Source organism: Oceanibaculum nanhaiense, from assembly GCF_002148795.1.
In the GTDB taxonomy this organism is placed as follows: Bacteria; Pseudomonadota; Alphaproteobacteria; order Oceanibaculales; family Oceanibaculaceae; genus Oceanibaculum; species Oceanibaculum nanhaiense.
The window spans coordinates 333,458-349,112 of the sequence record NZ_MPOB01000006.1; the positions used below are offsets into that span (position 1 = coordinate 333,458).

At 66.5% G+C, this 15,655-nt stretch carries 12 protein-coding genes; 3 read left to right on the forward strand and 9 right to left on the reverse strand.

Annotated elements, in window-relative coordinates; genetic code table 11:
* The first annotated feature begins 253 nt into the window (after positions 1 to 253).
* Positions 254 to 1,543 carry a tetratricopeptide repeat protein gene (locus BKM74_RS13025; protein WP_176342525.1) on the forward strand — a complete coding sequence of 430 codons (1,290 nt, stop codon included), beginning with the start codon at positions 254 to 256 and terminating at the stop codon, positions 1,541 to 1,543.
* A gap of 89 nt (positions 1,544 to 1,632) precedes the next feature.
* Positions 1,633 to 2,592 (forward strand): DMT family transporter, encoded by a 960-nt coding sequence (locus BKM74_RS13030; protein WP_086466124.1) that lies wholly within the window; start codon positions 1,633 to 1,635, stop codon positions 2,590 to 2,592.
* On the opposite strand, the gene BKM74_RS13035 is transcribed toward BKM74_RS13030, so the two are convergent.
* The gene (locus tag BKM74_RS13035) at positions 2,589 to 5,036 is read right to left on the reverse strand and encodes a mechanosensitive ion channel domain-containing protein (protein WP_086466125.1); all 2,448 of its coding nucleotides are present in this window, start codon (positions 5,034 to 5,036) and stop codon (positions 2,589 to 2,591) included. The genes BKM74_RS13030 and BKM74_RS13035 overlap by 4 nt on opposite strands.
* Before the next feature lie 260 nt (positions 5,037 to 5,296).
* Here BKM74_RS13035 and acs point away from each other — a divergent pair, with 260 nt between their 5' ends.
* Positions 5,297 to 7,243: an acetate--CoA ligase gene (gene acs / locus BKM74_RS13040; RefSeq protein WP_086466126.1), complete on the forward strand. Its 1,947-nt coding sequence runs from the start codon at positions 5,297 to 5,299 to the stop codon at positions 7,241 to 7,243.
* Between the two features lie 121 nt (positions 7,244 to 7,364).
* On the opposite strand, the gene BKM74_RS13045 is transcribed toward acs, so the two are convergent.
* The 8 genes from BKM74_RS13045 to cysD all read right to left on the reverse strand — a co-directional run bounded on the left by BKM74_RS13045 (position 7,365) and on the right by cysD (position 15,534).
* Positions 7,365 to 8,153, reverse strand: a complete 789-nt coding sequence (locus tag BKM74_RS13045; RefSeq protein ID WP_086466127.1) for an ABC transporter ATP-binding protein — start codon at positions 8,151 to 8,153, stop codon at positions 7,365 to 7,367.
* Positions 8,150 to 9,181 (reverse strand): FecCD family ABC transporter permease, encoded by a 1,032-nt coding sequence (locus tag BKM74_RS13050; RefSeq protein WP_086466128.1) that lies wholly within the window; start codon positions 9,179 to 9,181, stop codon positions 8,150 to 8,152. The genes BKM74_RS13045 and BKM74_RS13050 overlap by 4 nt, the downstream gene beginning before the upstream one ends.
* A complete protein-coding gene (locus BKM74_RS13055) occupies positions 9,178 to 10,005 on the reverse strand; it encodes an ABC transporter substrate-binding protein (RefSeq protein WP_176342526.1) in 828 nt (275 codons plus the stop codon). The genes BKM74_RS13050 and BKM74_RS13055 overlap by 4 nt, the downstream gene beginning before the upstream one ends.
* A gap of 550 nt (positions 10,006 to 10,555) precedes the next feature.
* Complete coding sequence (locus BKM74_RS13060; RefSeq protein WP_086466130.1) at positions 10,556 to 11,533, reverse strand: Gfo/Idh/MocA family protein; 978 nt, start codon at positions 11,531 to 11,533, stop codon at positions 10,556 to 10,558.
* Between the two features lie 31 nt (positions 11,534 to 11,564).
* A complete protein-coding gene (locus tag BKM74_RS13065; RefSeq protein ID WP_086466131.1) occupies positions 11,565 to 12,395 on the reverse strand; it encodes a sulfite exporter TauE/SafE family protein in 831 nt (276 codons plus the stop codon).
* A gap of 94 nt (positions 12,396 to 12,489) precedes the next feature.
* Positions 12,490 to 12,807 carry a hypothetical protein gene (locus tag BKM74_RS13070; RefSeq protein ID WP_086466132.1) on the reverse strand — a complete coding sequence of 106 codons (318 nt, stop codon included), beginning with the start codon at positions 12,805 to 12,807 and terminating at the stop codon, positions 12,490 to 12,492.
* Between the two features lie 28 nt (positions 12,808 to 12,835).
* Entirely contained in the window at positions 12,836 to 14,740 is a 1,905-nt protein-coding gene (cysC, locus tag BKM74_RS13075) for an adenylyl-sulfate kinase (RefSeq protein WP_245825935.1), read from the reverse strand.
* Positions 14,740 to 15,534, reverse strand: coding sequence for a sulfate adenylyltransferase subunit CysD (gene cysD, locus BKM74_RS13080; protein ID WP_086466133.1), 795 nt, complete (start codon positions 15,532 to 15,534; stop codon positions 14,740 to 14,742). The genes cysC and cysD overlap by 1 nt, the downstream gene beginning before the upstream one ends.
* Between the last annotated feature and the right edge of the window lie 121 nt (positions 15,535 to 15,655).

The following is a 15,655-nucleotide window of genomic DNA, read 5'->3' on the forward strand; positions in this document are numbered from 1 at the left end:
TGGAACCGCATCGCCTTCGATTAACGCCCTCTTGACGGAACCCGGGCGAAGGCGCATTTCTCCGGCGGCCCCACTCTCTGCTACCTCGCCGGATTTCCCGGCGGGTTCTTCATGGACACAACGCCCCATGTCGTCCGCGTCGTCGCTTCCTTCGGCGCTGCCGCCCTTTCTGGCGGCCACCCCCGATTCCGATCCGCTTGCCCTTCCGCCTCTGGATGCCCCCCTCGATGCCCCATTGGGAGCGGGCGACGGCATGGCGGCCGCGCTTGTGCTGCGCGACGCGGGCACACCCGGGGCCGCCCTCGACCGGCTGCTGGCCGTGCTGCGCGACTGGCCGGCCGAGACGGAGGCCTGCCTGCTGGCCGGCGAGATGCTGATGGAACTCGGCCGCTCGGCAGCGGCGGCAAGCTGCCTGACCCGCGCCATCGCGCTGGCGCCCGGCGATATAAGGCTGCGCCTCGCCCATGCCGAAGCCCTGGCCCACGCCGGACGGCCGGCCGCCGCGATTGCCGCCTATGAAGCGCTGCTGCGCCTGCGGCCCGGCCATGCCGGTGCGCTGCTGGCCCTGGCCCGGCTGCAGGCGGTGACCGGGGAACAGACCCGCGCTGCCGGGACCTATCGCGACCTCTGCCGGCTCGATCCGCGCGATCCAGTACCGGCGCGGGAGCTCGGCCTGCTTCTGATCGGGCTGGAACAACTGCCGGAAGCTGTCGAAGCGCTGCAGCGCGCGCTGCGGCTCGACCCCGACCAGGCGGAGACCCATGCTCATCTCGGCCGGGCCTGGATGCTGCTAGGCGAGCGTGGCAAGGCCGCAGCCAGCCTTGCCTGCGCGCTGGAAATCGACCCCGGGGACCGGCAGGACGCGCGCGGCCTGCTGGAAGCGCTGGACGCGCCCAGCAACAGCCTGCCCGCCTCTTATGTCCGCCACCTGTTCGACCAGTATGCCAGCGGTTTCGACAAGGCACTGCTGGAGGTGCTGGACTATCAGGGGCCGCGTCTGCTGCGCCGGGCGCTCGACCGGCTGGTGCCGGCGGACCGGCACGGCAGCCTCGCCATGCTGGATATCGGCTGCGGTACCGGGCTGGTGGGGCGCGAAATGCAGCCCTTCGCCCGCCACCTTGCCGGCATCGACCTTGCCCCGCGCATGATCGAACAGGCCGCCCGCACCGGCGTCTATGACGCGCTCGCCGTGGCCGATGCCGTCGCCGCCCTGCGTGACGGGGTGGATGGCCAGAGGCGCTGGGATGTGGTGGTCGCCGGCGATGTGCTGGTCTATCTGGGCGACCTGACACCGCTGATGGATGCGCTGGCTGCGTCGCTGAACCCCGGCGGGCTGTTCCTCGCCACCGCCGAAGCCCTGCCGGCAGGCGCCGACGCGCCCTGGCTGCTGAAACCGACCCGGCGATTCGGCCATGCCGAGGGCTATATCGCGCGGCTGGCCGCCGAACGCGGCCTGTCCGTGGCGCTCGCCGAGCAAGCCGTATTGCGGCAGGAAAAGCGCCAGCCGGTGCAGGGCTTCATCATCGCCCTAAGACGGAACTGATACAGCAGGGTTGACTCCGGTTCTTTCCATCTGGCCGTACGGCGGGTTTGGCCGCAGACTGGGAAAAACGCCAAGGAAGCGCCCCGCCCGTGACCACCGTCCCCCCTGCCCCGTCCCTAGCCGGGGCCGACCGCCCCTTCACCGCGATCGCCTTCACCCTGGCAGCGATGCTGCTGTTCAGCGTGATGGACGGCATCGCGAAGCACATGACCGCCAGCGTACCGCCGCTGCAGGTGGTCTGGGGGCGCTATTTCTTCAACACGCTGTTCCTGCTGCCCTGGCTGATGCTGGTGTGGCGCGACCGGCCTGTCGCCACCACCCAGCCGAAGCTGCAGCTGACGCGCGGCCTGTTCATGCTGGGCTCCTCCACCTTCTTCGTCACCGGGCTTGCCCACCTGCCGCTGGCGCAGGCAACCGCCATCGGCTTCGTCGCCCCGCTGATGGTGACGGCGTTGTCGATCCCGCTGCTGGGGGAGAAGGTGGGGCTGCGGCGCTGGCTGGCCGTGCTGGCCGGCTTCATCGGCATGCTCATCATCATCCGACCGGGCAGCGACCAGTTCGACCCGGCCGCCTTTTATCCGATGTTCTCGGCGACCAGCTGGGCGCTGGGCCTGATCATGACGCGCCGGATGCGCCATGCCGAACGGCCGGTGACGACGCTGTTCTACACCGCGCTGGTCGGGCTGGTGATCATGAGCACGATCCTGCCGTTCCTGTGGGTGCCGGCCAGTGCGGCCTACTGGGGCTTCATGGTGGTGATGGGCTTCCTGTCGGTGACCGGACAATATCTGCTCATCCGCGGCTTCAACCTGGCCTCGGCCTCGCTACTGGCGCCGTTCTCCTACAGCAACCTGATCTGGACGACGCTGATCGGCTACACCGTCTTCGCCACGATCCCCGATGGCTGGACCTGGGTGGGGGCTGGCATCGTCATCGCATCGGGCGTCTATGTCTGGCACCGCGAGCGGGTGAACGCCCGCCCGGTGGTGGTCGCAGGCGCCGCCATCGCGCCCGCGACCGTAGCCAGACGGCGTTGGCGGCGCAGTTAGCGCGGCTTCTTCTCGGCTTCCGCTTCAGCTTCGGCTTTCGCCTCGTCCGCCTGCTTTTCGTCTTCCACCTCTTCCTTCGCGGCCTGCACCTTGGCGGCGGCGGCATCGCGCATCTCCGGCGGCGGGCCCTTCGGCTTCTTCGCCTCGGATGTGGCGGCTTCGAGTGACGCCTCGTCCTTCTCCACCGGCTTGGCCTGCTTTGCCCGGTCGATCAGCAGCCGCGCCGGCGGCGCTCCGCCGTCCTTGTCCACGCCAAAATACAGCGTCTGGTGCGGGAACGGAATCTCGATGCCCAACTCGTCGAAGCGGTTCTTCACCCGCCGGTTCATCTCGCGCTCGATGGCCCACTGCATGCCGGCCTTGGTGGTGAAACGGCAGCGGATGACGACGGCGGAATCGCCCAGCGACTGGACGCCGAAAATCTCCATCGGCGCGGTGATGTTGGCCTTGAAGTTCTCGTCCTCGGCCAGTTCCTCGCCGATCTTGCGCAGCACCTCGATGACATCGTCCACATTCTCGCGGTAGCCGATGCCGACATCGACCACGGCGCGGCCGAAATCCTTGGTCATGTTGGTGATGATGTCGACCGACCCGAACGGGATGACATGCACGTTGCCGCCCAGGTCGCGCAGCCGGATCGCCCGGATCGACATCCCCTCGACCACGCCGGACTGGCTGCCGACCTGCACCACATCGCCGACATTGATGGTGTCCTCGACCAGCAGGAACAGCCCGGTGATGACATCCTTCACCAGCGCCTGCGAGCCGAAGCCGATGGCCAGGCCGATAACGCCGGCACCGGCCAGCAGCGGCGCGATATTAACGCCCAGTTCCGAAAGGATGATCAGCGTGACCAGCGTTATCAGCACGATCATCAGCGCGTTGCGCACCAGCGGCAGCAAGGTCTTGGCGCGGGTGCTGGTCTGGCCCTGATCGTCCAGCCGTTTCAGATAGCGCTCCACCATCAGGCTGACCGCTTCCCAGATCGCGGCGGCGACGCCGAGGATGATCAGGATGGTCACCACCGTGGTCACGAACCGCTGGCCGCCGCTTGACGTCACATAGGCGAAGGCGTCCAGCCCCCAGACCTGCAGCAGGGCGACGGTGGCGATGACAGCGACGATGGCGTGCAGCACCGTGCTGAGGACCGGCACATAGCGGTTGGCGCGGTCCTCGAGACTTGGGAAGTCGCGGCGCATCTGCTCGCTGACCGAAAACAGTTGGGTGACCAGCCTGTCTATGCCCGTCCAGACCAGCCGGGCCAGCACCAGGATGACGCAGGAAACCAGGGTCGCGCGGATCAGGAAGGCAAAACCGCCCTGAACATCCATGATCAGAATGCCGAACAGCGCGAAGATGTAGAGCAGCGCCACGAAATGCCAGATTCCGGCAATCCGCTTCCGCACCCGGCGCATCGCCCGGGCAGCGGCGGGCAGTTCGGGCTGCGGCGCGTCACCTTCCGCCTGCCAGGCCGTGGACGGATCGACGCCACGCAGCGCCTCGGCCACCGGCTTGCGGTTCTGCAGCACGAAGATGATCGCCATGACTGCCAGCACGATGTAGATCAGCTTCACGAACACATCGGCCACGGCATCCGGCAGGCCCAGCGGCACCGCCGCCTCGACGGCGAACAGGCCGAACACGGCAGTAATCGTGAAGCGGCGCAGCCAGACATGCAGATAGGCCGCGGTCTCATCGGTGATGCGCAGATGACGGCGGTCGCGATGCTGCGGCGAGAGCAACAGGTCGATGGCCGCCATCACCGCCTTGTAGACGACGAAAGCGAAGATCAGCGCGACCGATGCCAGCCGCACCGAGGGCGGCATCTGCGCCAGCACGATCACCGCCTGGGCCGCGCCGAAAAAGGCGAGGACCGGAATCAGGTCGAACACGCCGCGCACCAGCAACATCAGCCAGCTCAGCCAGCGGGTCTGGGTCTCCTTCTCCGCCGCCTGGCGCCGCAGCCGCCGGAACAGCAGGCGCACCACGTAATAGGCGACATAGCCTGACAGCACGACCACCAGAATCTTGGCCAACCCCAGCAGCAGCCGCTCGCGGCGCTGCTCGTCGCGCGCCAGCGTCATGCCCCAGTCGAGAACGCGGTCATAGTTGAAAACCGCCTCAATGCCCTGCACCAGCGCGCCGCTCAGCACGCCGATCCGCTCCGACACGCGGCCCAGCAGGCTGGAGACCGGCACCGGCCTGTCCGGCTCCGCGCCAGCCCCCTGGACCTTGACCAGCGCCTCGATCTGCCCGATCAGCGCCTGGCGCTTCTGGTCATCCTTCAGCGTATCGGCCAGCTTCTGGAGTTCCTGCTGACCCGGCACCTGCGCCGATTCCTGAGCCTGACCTGCCTGTTGCGCCAGTGCCACGGCAGCCGGCGCGAGGACGGCACAGGCGAGTATCCAGGCGAAGAGCACGGTTCGCAGGCCAGAAAGCATCATCAAAAGTCCCTTTGTGGTTTTGCGTCACTATAGGGGTTCGTCCCGTACGCTCAAGGGCGGGGCCGCATTCCCCGATGCCGGCCCCGATGCCGGCCCCGATGCCGGAGCGATCCGCAAAGCGATTTCGGCGGGCTTGTTTCGCGCCGTGCGAGCATGGATAATCGCCCCGCTAACCGCGTGATTGGCCAGATCGCTGGGAGCCCCAGACAGCCCGTACGGTCAAATAAACGCATTTCGGAAATTAGGGAGACGGCCGCATCATGTCAGACGCCTCAGTGATACCGATTCGCGAAGACCGGGCTAAATCCGCCTGGATTGACGAAAAAGGGTATTTCGACCTCTACGAACGCTCGATCAAGGATCCGGACGGATTCTGGGCCGAACACGGCAAGCGCATCGACTGGATCAAGCCCTACAGCAAGGTCAAGGACATCTCCTTCGACCGCAGCAATCTGCATATCCGCTGGTTCGAGGACGGGACGCTGAACGTCGCGGCCAACTGCATCGACCGGCATCTGGCCAAGCGCCGCGACCAGGTGGCGATCATCTGGGAAGGCGACGATCCGTCCGAGCACAAGAACATCACCTACGGCCAGCTCCATGAGGAGGTCTGCCGCTTCGCCAATGTGCTGAAGGCGCAGGGCGTGAAGAAGGGCGACCGGGTGACGATCTACCTGCCGATGATCCCGGAAGCGGCCTATGCCATGCTGGCCTGCGCGCGCATCGGCGCGGTGCATTCCGTGGTGTTCGGCGGCTTCTCCCCGGACGCGCTGGCCGGCCGCATCGTCGATTGCGATTCCACCATCGTCGTGACCTCCGACGAGGGGCTGCGCGGCGGCCGCAAGGTGCCGCTGAAGGCGAACACCGACGAGGCGCTGAAGAAGTGCCCGAACGTGAAGAGCGTCGTCGTGGTGAAGCGCACCGGCGGCAAGATCGACTGGGCCGACGGGCGCGATGTCTGGTACCACGAGGCCGCATCCAAGGTGCCCGGCGACTGCCCGCCGGAGGAGATGAATGCGGAAGACCCGCTGTTCATCCTCTACACCTCCGGCTCGACCGGCAGCCCGAAGGGCGTGCTGCACAGCTCGGGTGGCTATCTCGTCTATACCTCGATGACGCACCAGTATGTCTTCGACTATCACGATGGTGACGTCTACTGGTGCACCGCCGATGTCGGCTGGGTGACCGGCCACAGCTACATCGTCTATGGCCCGCTGGCCAATGGCGCCACCACGCTGATGTTCGAGGGCGTGCCGAACTATCCGGACGGCTCGCGCTTCTGGCAGGTCTGCGACAAGCACAAGGTGAACATCTTCTACACCGCGCCAACCGCCATCCGCGCCCTGATGCGCGATGGCGAGGAGCCGGTAAAGAAGACCAGCCGCAAAAGCCTGCGCCTGCTGGGCTCGGTCGGCGAGCCGATCAACCCGGAAGCCTGGCTGTGGTACTACCGCGTCGTCGGCGACGAGAAATCCCCCATCGTCGATACCTGGTGGCAGACCGAGACCGGCGGCATCCTCATCAGCCCGCTGCCCGGCGCCACGCCGCTGAAGCCGGGCTCCGCCACCCGGCCCTTCTTTGGGGTGCTGCCGGTACTGGTGGACCATGAAGGCAACGAGCTGAAGGGTGCTACCGACGGCAATCTCTGCATCGCCGACAGCTGGCCTGGCCAGATGCGCACCGTCTATGGCGATCATCAGCGCTTCATCGACACCTATTTCTCGACCTTCCCCGGCTACTACTTCACCGGTGACGGGGCACGGCGGGACGAGGATGGCTATTACTGGATCACCGGCCGCGTCGATGACGTGATCAACGTGTCCGGCCATCGCATGGGCACGGCCGAGGTGGAAAGCGCGCTGGTCGCCCACGCCAAGGTGGCCGAGGCCGCCGTGGTCGGCTATCCGCACGACATCAAGGGCCAGGGCATCTACGCCTATGTGACGCTCACCGCCGGAGAGGAGCCGACCGAGGAACTGCGCAAGGAACTGGTGCAATGGGTGCGCAAGGAGATCGGCCCGATCGCCAGCCCGGACCTCATCCAGTGGGCGCCGGGACTGCCAAAAACGCGCTCAGGTAAAATTATGCGTCGCATTCTGCGCAAGATTGCGGCAAATGAGTATGACGCTCTTGGCGACACCTCAACGCTGGCCGATCCGGGCGTCGTGAATGATCTGATCGAAAACCGGATGAACCGCGCGTCCTGACCGGACAGTGGCTCGAGGTGGGGGTAAAACTGCCCCATCACCAAAGCGCGAACGAACACCGACAAAATTCGGCCCGGGGAGCAATCCCCGGGTTCTTTTTTTATGGCCCCGGGTTCTTTTTTTATGGACGCTCCGCAATGATGGCGGTGTGGCCGCCCAGCGTGCCGACCGTCGCCTCGATACCATAGGCGGCGCGCAGGTTTTCCGGCGTCAGCACCGCCTCGGGCAGGCCCTCGGCCAGCACCGCGCCGGCGCTCAGCAGCACCAACCGGGTGAAATAGCGTGCCGCCAGCGTCAGGTCATGCAACGCCACGATCACGATGCCGCCCGCGCTCGCGCGGCGCGCCAGCACGTCCATCACATCAAGCTGATGACCGGGATCCAGCCCGGCCACCGGCTCGTCGGCCAGCAGCAGTTCGGGATCGCCGGCCAGCGCCCGCGCCAGCAGCACGCGCGCGCGTTCGCCGCCGGAAAGCCGGGTCACCGGCCGGCCCGCCAGATCGAGCACGCCGGCAAAGCGCATCGCCGCCTCGATGGCGGCAAGATCGGCCTTCGACAGCCGGCTCCAGGGCGTGCGGTGCGGCAGGCGGCCAAGCGCCACCAGCGCCTCGACGGCCAGCGGCCAGCGGCAATCGTCCCCGGATGCCAGATAGGCCAGGCGCCGGGCCAGCACCGCCGGCGGAATCCCGGCCAGCGGCACACCGTCCAGTGTCACCGATCCGGCGGTCGGGGCCAGCAGCCCGGCCAGCGTGCGCAGCAGCGTCGTCTTGCCGGCCCCGTTCGGCCCCAACAGCCCGATCACATCGCCCGGCCCCGCCGTAAGATCGACGCCGGACAGGACAGGCCGGTCGCCGAGGGCAACGGCAAGACCGGTGGCGGCAAGGCCGGTGGCATGCAGCAGGCCGTTCATCGCATCTGCCGCCGCGTCGTGTAGAGCAGGTGCAGGAAGAAGGGCGCGCCGACCAGCGCCGTCACCACGCCCAGCTTCAGCTCCACCGCGCCGACCGGCAGCCGGACGGCGACGTCGGCGGCCAGCACCAGCGCCGCACCGCCCAGCGCGCTGAGCGGCAGCAGGCGGGCGGGATCATACCCCACCAGCGGTCGCAGCAGATGCGGCACGACCAGCCCGACGAAGCCGATGGCGCCGCTGACCGATACCGCCGCCCCCACCGCCAGCGCCGTACCGCCGATCACCAGCAGGCGCAGCCGGCCCAGCCGGACACCGAGGCTGCGCGCGGTATCCTCGCCAAGACTGAGCGCCGCCAGGCTGCCGCCACTGGCCAGTAGCAGCGCCATCCCGATCAGGATGAACGGGGCGGCCAGCCAGACTTCCCGCATGCTCCGGTCGGCCAGCGACCCCAGCAGCCAATAAACGATCTCCAGCGCGGCATAGGGCGACGGCGCCAGGTTCAGCGCCAGCGCGGTCAGCGCGCCGGCCAGGCTGTTCAGCGCCACGCCGGCGAGGATGAGGGTCAGCACGCTGGCATCCCGCCCGGCCAGCGCATAGAGCAGCAGGACCGCCAGCCCGGCGCCGACCAGCCCGCCCAGCGGCAGGACAAGTGACAGGCTGCCGGCGAGGCCGAAATAGAACACCGTGACCGCCCCCAGCCCGGCGCTGGCCGAAATACCGATCAGCCCCGGCTCCGCCAGCGGATTGCGCAGCAGCCCCTGCAGGGCAGCACCCGACAGGCCCAGCGCCGCCCCCACCAGCAGGCCCAGCAGCGCGCGCGGCAGGCGGATATCCAGGAGGATGGAGCGGGCGATGGCCGCCTCCTCTCCGCCCGCGCGGAACAGTTCGAGCAGCGCCAGCGGTGCCCGGCCGATCAGCAGGGAAGCGGCAAACAGCAGGACAACCAGCAGCGCCAGCCACAGTCCGGCATGCCGGGCGGACCGCCTCGCCTGCGACAGGGATGCTGTAATAGCGGGCTGACCCGTCACTTCCTGGCCTCCGCCAACAGCTCCGCCGCCACCGCCAATCCCGGTCCGGGGCAGGTCAGCAACCGCCCTTCCAGGGCAATGCGCCGATAGGCCGAACCGCGCAGCGCCGCATGGTCAAGACGATGCCGGGCCAGCGAGGTGCCCTCGCCAATCGCGGTCTCCAGCACCAGAACCTCCGGGCGGGCGAGCAGAATGTCTTCCAATGTCAGGAACGTGCCATGACGGACAGCGTGCCCGGCCGCGAGGTTGCGATAGCCAGCCTCTTCCAGCAGGTCGCCCGCCAGCGAGTCCGGGCCGCTGGCATAAAGATTGGGCTGCAACAGCAACGCCCCCGGCGCCGCCCCTGGATGTCCCCCTGGATGCCCCCCGGGCCGCCCTTCCGGCAACGGGCGGGCGGCCGCGATGCGCCGTTCCAGCGATCGCACCAGGGCTTCCCCCTTTTCCACCGCGCCAATGGCGCTGGCGACATTGCGAATCTGTGCCAGCGACTGAGCCAGGGAGTCCGCCGGCGGCAGTTCCAGCACGGCCAGCCCAAGCCGGCGCAGCATCCCGTTGGTCAGGCGTTGCTGATAGGTTCCCGACAGCACGAGGTCCGGCTGCAGCGCCACCAACTCCTCCGCCCGGCCGCTGTTCAGGGGAATATCCCCCACCCGGTCGGCCAGCGCCGATACGGCAGGGTCCGCGGCCAGATAGGACAGGCTGACAATCTGCCGGCGCTCGGCAAGCAGCAACAGCAGCTGGTCGCCGCACAGATTGATCGAGGCCAGCCGCGCCGGACGCTCGGCACGCGCCGACGATGGCATGGCAGCCGCCAGCAGCGCCATACAGGAGAGAATGCCTACAATAATCCCGCGCCCCTTCATCGCCCCTTCGCCTGACTTTTCCCCACCTGCGGGAAGCATGCCGCGCCGCGATCTTCCCCGCATAAGGCATGGCCCGCAACCTGCCTGCAACAGAACAAAAAAAAGCCCTCCCCCGCGCAGGAGAGGGGGAGGGCCAGTGGTGGGGAGGCACACCTCGCAGAACGAGGGTGCATTTCGAGGCCGTACGGCTAAACGACCACGAAATCTGTTGTGTCACCGGGGAGCGCCGGACCCGATCCTGCCCTTCCGGACAAGCCGGCTACCCCAGTAACGATAGATGGCACACCAAAAAGTTCATCTCAGGGAAGAATGATATGCCAAGCCGGTATCCCGGTAAACATGAAAAGCTATTTCTCGAAAAACTTTTTGTTCTGAATGCTATTTAAACAAAAGCCTTCCGAATGAATGGCTGTCAGGAATCAAGCCAAGCCTTTGAGTCCATAAGAAAAAGCCCGCCGGGAGTGCCGGCGGGCTTTTCTGACGACTGTGAAATCGCTGCAGCGTGATCCGGTCAGGCGGTCGTATGTTGCCCCAGCAGCGCTTCGATGCAGCTCTGCACGGCGTAGCCTTCCTCGAAGGTGGCCAGCCGGTGCGGCTTGCCCTGCAGCATCAACGAAAGCTGGTCGAGCTGCTGCTGGACGGAGCGCGGGCGCAGCGTATCGGCCGGACCGAGGTCCACTGCCTCCCAGCCCTTCGCCCCAAAGCGTTCGGCATTCATCCAGTCGCAGATGCGCAGGGCGCCGTCAGCACCGGTAACCGTCCAGCGGTTATGATCATCCTTGTCGCCCTCGACGCGGCCCTGCAGCCGCACCGGCACGCCGCCCGCCATCATGTCGGCCTCGATGCCGGTCTCCGCCGACACCCCGTCATCCGGGTAATCCACAGTGACGCTGCGGATCGACAGCGGGCCGATCAGCCGGCGCGTCAGGAACAGGAAATGCGACAGCACCTCGCGGGTGAAGCCGCCCTGCTCGCGCCGGGCCAGCCAGCCGGAGGCACCCTCCTGCCAGCCGCGCGGCCATTTGGCGAAGGCAACCTCGATCTCGACCTGCTTCACCGCGCCCAGCGCGCCCGATTCCAGCGCCTCATACAGCACCGTGCCAGCCAGCGAGGAGGCGAAGGGGAAATTCACCGCCGCCTTGAGCCCCTCCTCGCGGACCCGGTCCGTCACCTGCCCGGCCTCGGCCAGATCGATCGCCAGCGGCTTTTCGCAGAACACCGCCTTGCCGGCATCGAAGCTGGCCATGGCATAGGCGAGATGGCTGGTTGGCGGCGAGGCGATATAGACGCACGCGATGGCGGGGTCGGCGATCAGCGCCTCGGCACTGGCGGCCGGGCGGATCTGCGGGCGATCCTTCGCCAGCGCATCCATTGCCTCTGCGGACGGGTCCCAGGCAACCGCCACCTCGAAGCCGTCATGTGCGGCCATGCTGTTCAGCATGCGCTGGCCCATGATGCCGAGGCCGATGATTCCGATCTGGTGCGCCATTGTGGCTGCTTCCTTGTCTTTTCGGGTAGGGTCAGCCCAGCAGGCTGTAGAACATGCGCGCCGAGGTGATGGCGAGGAACAGGGCAAACGCCCGGCGCAGCCATTTCGTGCTCATCGCATGCGCCATCCGCGCGCCCCAGGGGGCGGCCAGCATGGTTGCCGGCACGATCAGCGCGAAGCCGATCAGCGAGACATAGCCAAGGCTGAAGGGCGGGCGGTTCGGCTCGCCCATACCGCTGTAGAGAAAGCCGATGGTGCCCGGAATGGCGATCACCAGCCCCAGCGCCGAGGCGGTGCCGACGGCCCGCTTGATCGGGAAGTTGAACAGCGAGAGCGTCGGCACGCTCAGCGTCCCGCCGCCGATGCCCATCATGGTCGAGAAACCGCCAATGATGACCGCGATCAGATGCTTGATCGGGGCCTTCGGCAACCGGTCGGAAATGTGCATGCCTTCGCGCGCAAAGGCCATGTGGGCGGCGACGATCAGCGCCACAACGGCGAACACGCCGGTCAGCACCGCGCCGCGCACATAAACCGCGATGACCGTGCCGATCAACGCGCCGATCAGCGCCATCGGCGCCCAGGATTTCAGCAGGTCGAAATCCACCGAGCCGCGCTTGTTGTGCGAGCGCGCCGAGATGATCGAGGTCGGGATGATGGTGGCCAGCGAGGTGCCGACCGCCAGATGCATCTTCACCGACGGGTCGATGTTGAAGCCGGTCAGGATATGGAACAGCACCGGCACGATGACGATGCCGCCGCCCACCCCCAGCAGGCCAGCCAGAACACCGGCGAACAGGCCAGTCGCGAAAACCGCGAAGGCGAGCGCCACCAGCGTCGCGTCGATCACGCTTGCATCCATGGAATTGCTCGAAAGTAGTGGGCGGGACGGTTGGAAAACTCACCCGATGTCATAGGCGAGGCGGCGGGGCGGCACAAGACCGGTGTTACGGACTTCAGCCGGGTCGGCCAACACCCTCCGTCGCCGTGGCGATGACAGCTTCCGGCTGACTGAAATCCAGTTCGTGGAAATTCGCGTCATAAAGCACGGGAACAGCCTTCTGTTCGCAGAACTGGCGGGCGGCGGCCAGCGCTTCCGCGCGGCTGGGTGCCAGCTTGTCGGCGATGCGCTGCACATCCAGCTTGTCGCCGCCGCGGCGGCACCAGTTCATCACCGTATAGCAGCCCCGCTGCCCCGACGGGGCCGGCAGGGTGACGCAGATCAGGACGTTGTCTTCTTCCCACAGCGGGTCGAACGGTTTTTCTTCCAGCATCGTCGCTTCCTTATCGCCAGATTGTACTCTAGCGCGCCGCGACCGTCTTTGTCGTTAGCCGGAAATGCGTGGCGACATAGTCCAGCAGATCGGCCACCGACTGCTCGATGCTCTGGTTCGCCGTATCCACCACCAGTTCCGGCGCCTGCGGCGCCTCGTACGGGGCGGAAATGCCAGTGAAATCCTTGATCTCGCCGGCGCGCGCCTTCTTGTAGAGCCCCTTCGGGTCGCGCAGTTCGCAGGTGGCGACATCCGCCTTCACATGCACCTCATGGAACAGCGTGCCGGCGATGTCGCGCACATGATCGCGGTCGGCCCGGTAGGGCGAGATGAAGGCGGTGACGACGATCATGCCGGCCTGGGCGAACAGCGCCGAAACCTCACCGACGCGGCGGATATTCTCCGCCCGGTCATCCGGCGAGAAGCCCAGATCGGCGGACAGGCCGTGGCGGATATTGTCGCCATCCAACACATAGACCTGATAGCCCCGGCGATTCAGCTCATGCTCCAGTGCCAGCGCCAGCGTGGTCTTGCCGGCGCCGGACAGGCCGGTCAGCCAGATCACGCCGCTCTTGTGGTTGTTCTTCTGCCAGCGATCCTCCATGGCCACCCGGCTTTCCACCGCATGGATGTTGGTGGAGACCACGGTGCGCTGGGCGCGCTGGTCGGGGTAACCCTCCATGGAGACGATGCCGCCGCCGACAATGTCGTAGCCATCGACCAGAACGAACCGGCCGGTGCGCGGGTTCTGCTGAAACTCGTCCAGCGCCAGCAGCGAGCGGGAGCGCAGCACCACCTCGGCGACCGCATTGCGCTCGACAGTGTCACTGGCGCTGAGCGACAGATCGCCGACATCGATGACGGTCTCGATCTGCTCCACCTCGACCGGGAATTCGCCGGTCGCCAGCTTCATCTTGTAGGTCCGGCCCTGGCGCAACGGCGTGTGGCCCAGCCAGAACAGCCGCGCGCGGAACACGTTGGTCTCGACCGGCGCGGTCTCGGCATGGCTGACGATCTGCCCGCGCTCGACGAAGATCGGCTCGTCCAGCGTGATGCCGACCGACTGGCCGGCGCCAGCCATCGTCACCGGCGCAGATGCGTTCCATGTCTCGATGCTGGCGATCCGCGCACTCTTGTTAGCGGGCGAGATCAGGATGCGGTCGCCGACCGACAGCGTGCCGCTTTCGATCCGGCCGGCGAGGATACGGCGCTGGTCGAACTTATAGACATCCTGCACCGGCAGGCGCAGCGGCAGATCGACCGGCGGCGGCGGCGGCGTGCAACCATCCAGCGCCTCGGTGACCATCGGCCCTTCGTACCAGGGCATGGCATCCGACCGGATGGCGATATTGTCGCCCTCTCGCGCCGAAACCGGCACCACATGCAGCGGCGTGACCCCGATGGAGGCCAGATAGGCGCGGATATCCGCCTCAACCGTGGCAAAGCGCGCAGCATCGTAGCCGGCGAGATCCATCTTGTTCACCGCCACCACCACCTGGCGCACGCCCAGCAGATGCAGCAGATAGCCATGCCGGCGCGACTGTTCCTGCACGCCATCCACCGCATCGACCACCAGCACCGCGGCGGCGGCGGCGGACGCGCCGGTGATCATGTTCTTCAGGAACTCCTTGTGACCGGGCGCATCGATGATGAGATAGGGACGCGTTGCCGTGTTGAAACGGATCTGCGTCGTGTCGATGGTGATGCCCTGGTCGCGTTCGGCCTGGAAGGCGTCCAGCAGGAAGGCCCATTCGAACGGCATGCCGCGTTTTTCCGACATCGCCTTGATGGCTTCCAGCTTGCCGTCGGGCATCGAGCCAGTGTCGTGGATCAGCCGTCCGACCAGCGTGGACTTGCCGTGATCGACATGGCCGACGATGACGATGGTCAGCGGGCCCATCCCCTGGATCATGCCTTGGGTCGTCTCGCGCATCACATATACCCCGCCGTGCGCAGCCGCTCGAAGGCGTCCTCGGTTTCGCTGTCCATGGCACGGCCGCTGCGCTCCGGCACCCGGGTCTGTTCCAGCTCGGCGATGATCTCGTCGATGGTGGCGGCCTCGCTGGCGACCGGATGGGTGATGTCCATGTCGCCGAGGCTGCGATAGCGCTTGCCGTCTTTGGAGAAATAGAGCGGCACCACCGGGATGTTCTCGCGCTGGATGTAGCGCCAGATGTCGAGTTCCGTCCAATGCAGGATCGGATGGATGCGGACATGCGTGCCGGGCGCGAAATCGGTGTTGTACTGGTCCCAGAATTCCGGCGGCTGGTCCTTGAAGTTCCAGGCCGCATCCGCGCCGCGCGGGCTGAACACACGCTCCTTGGCGCGGGTCGGTTCCTCGTCGCGGCGGATGCCGGCCACCACCGCCTGAAAGTCGAATTCGGCGATGGCGCGCTTCAGCGCCTCGGTCTTGCGCGCGGCGGAACGGGCAGCCGGCGGCAGCGACGGGTCGATCTCCTCGATCGGCGGGCAATCCCGCAGGATCAGGTTCAGATCCCATTCCTTCGCATAGCGGTCCCGGAAATCGTACATTTCCGGGAATTTCTTGCCGGTGTCGCAGAACATCAGCGGAAACGGCAGGTGTCCGAAGAAGGCTTTCCGGGCCAGCCAGATCATGACGTTCGAGTCCTTGCCCAGCGACCACAGCATGGCCAGCCGGTCGAACCGGTTGAACGCCTCGCGGAAAATATAGATCGACTGGCTTTCGAGCGCGTCGAGATGATCCATGGGGATGTCGGCTTTCTCGCAATCGAAGGCGGCGTTCTAAGGTATCGGCCCTCGAAAGTCCAGCAAGCTGAACCTGTTCCTTAATCCCGATACCGGTCGATTTTTTGCCTTTTTCATTGCT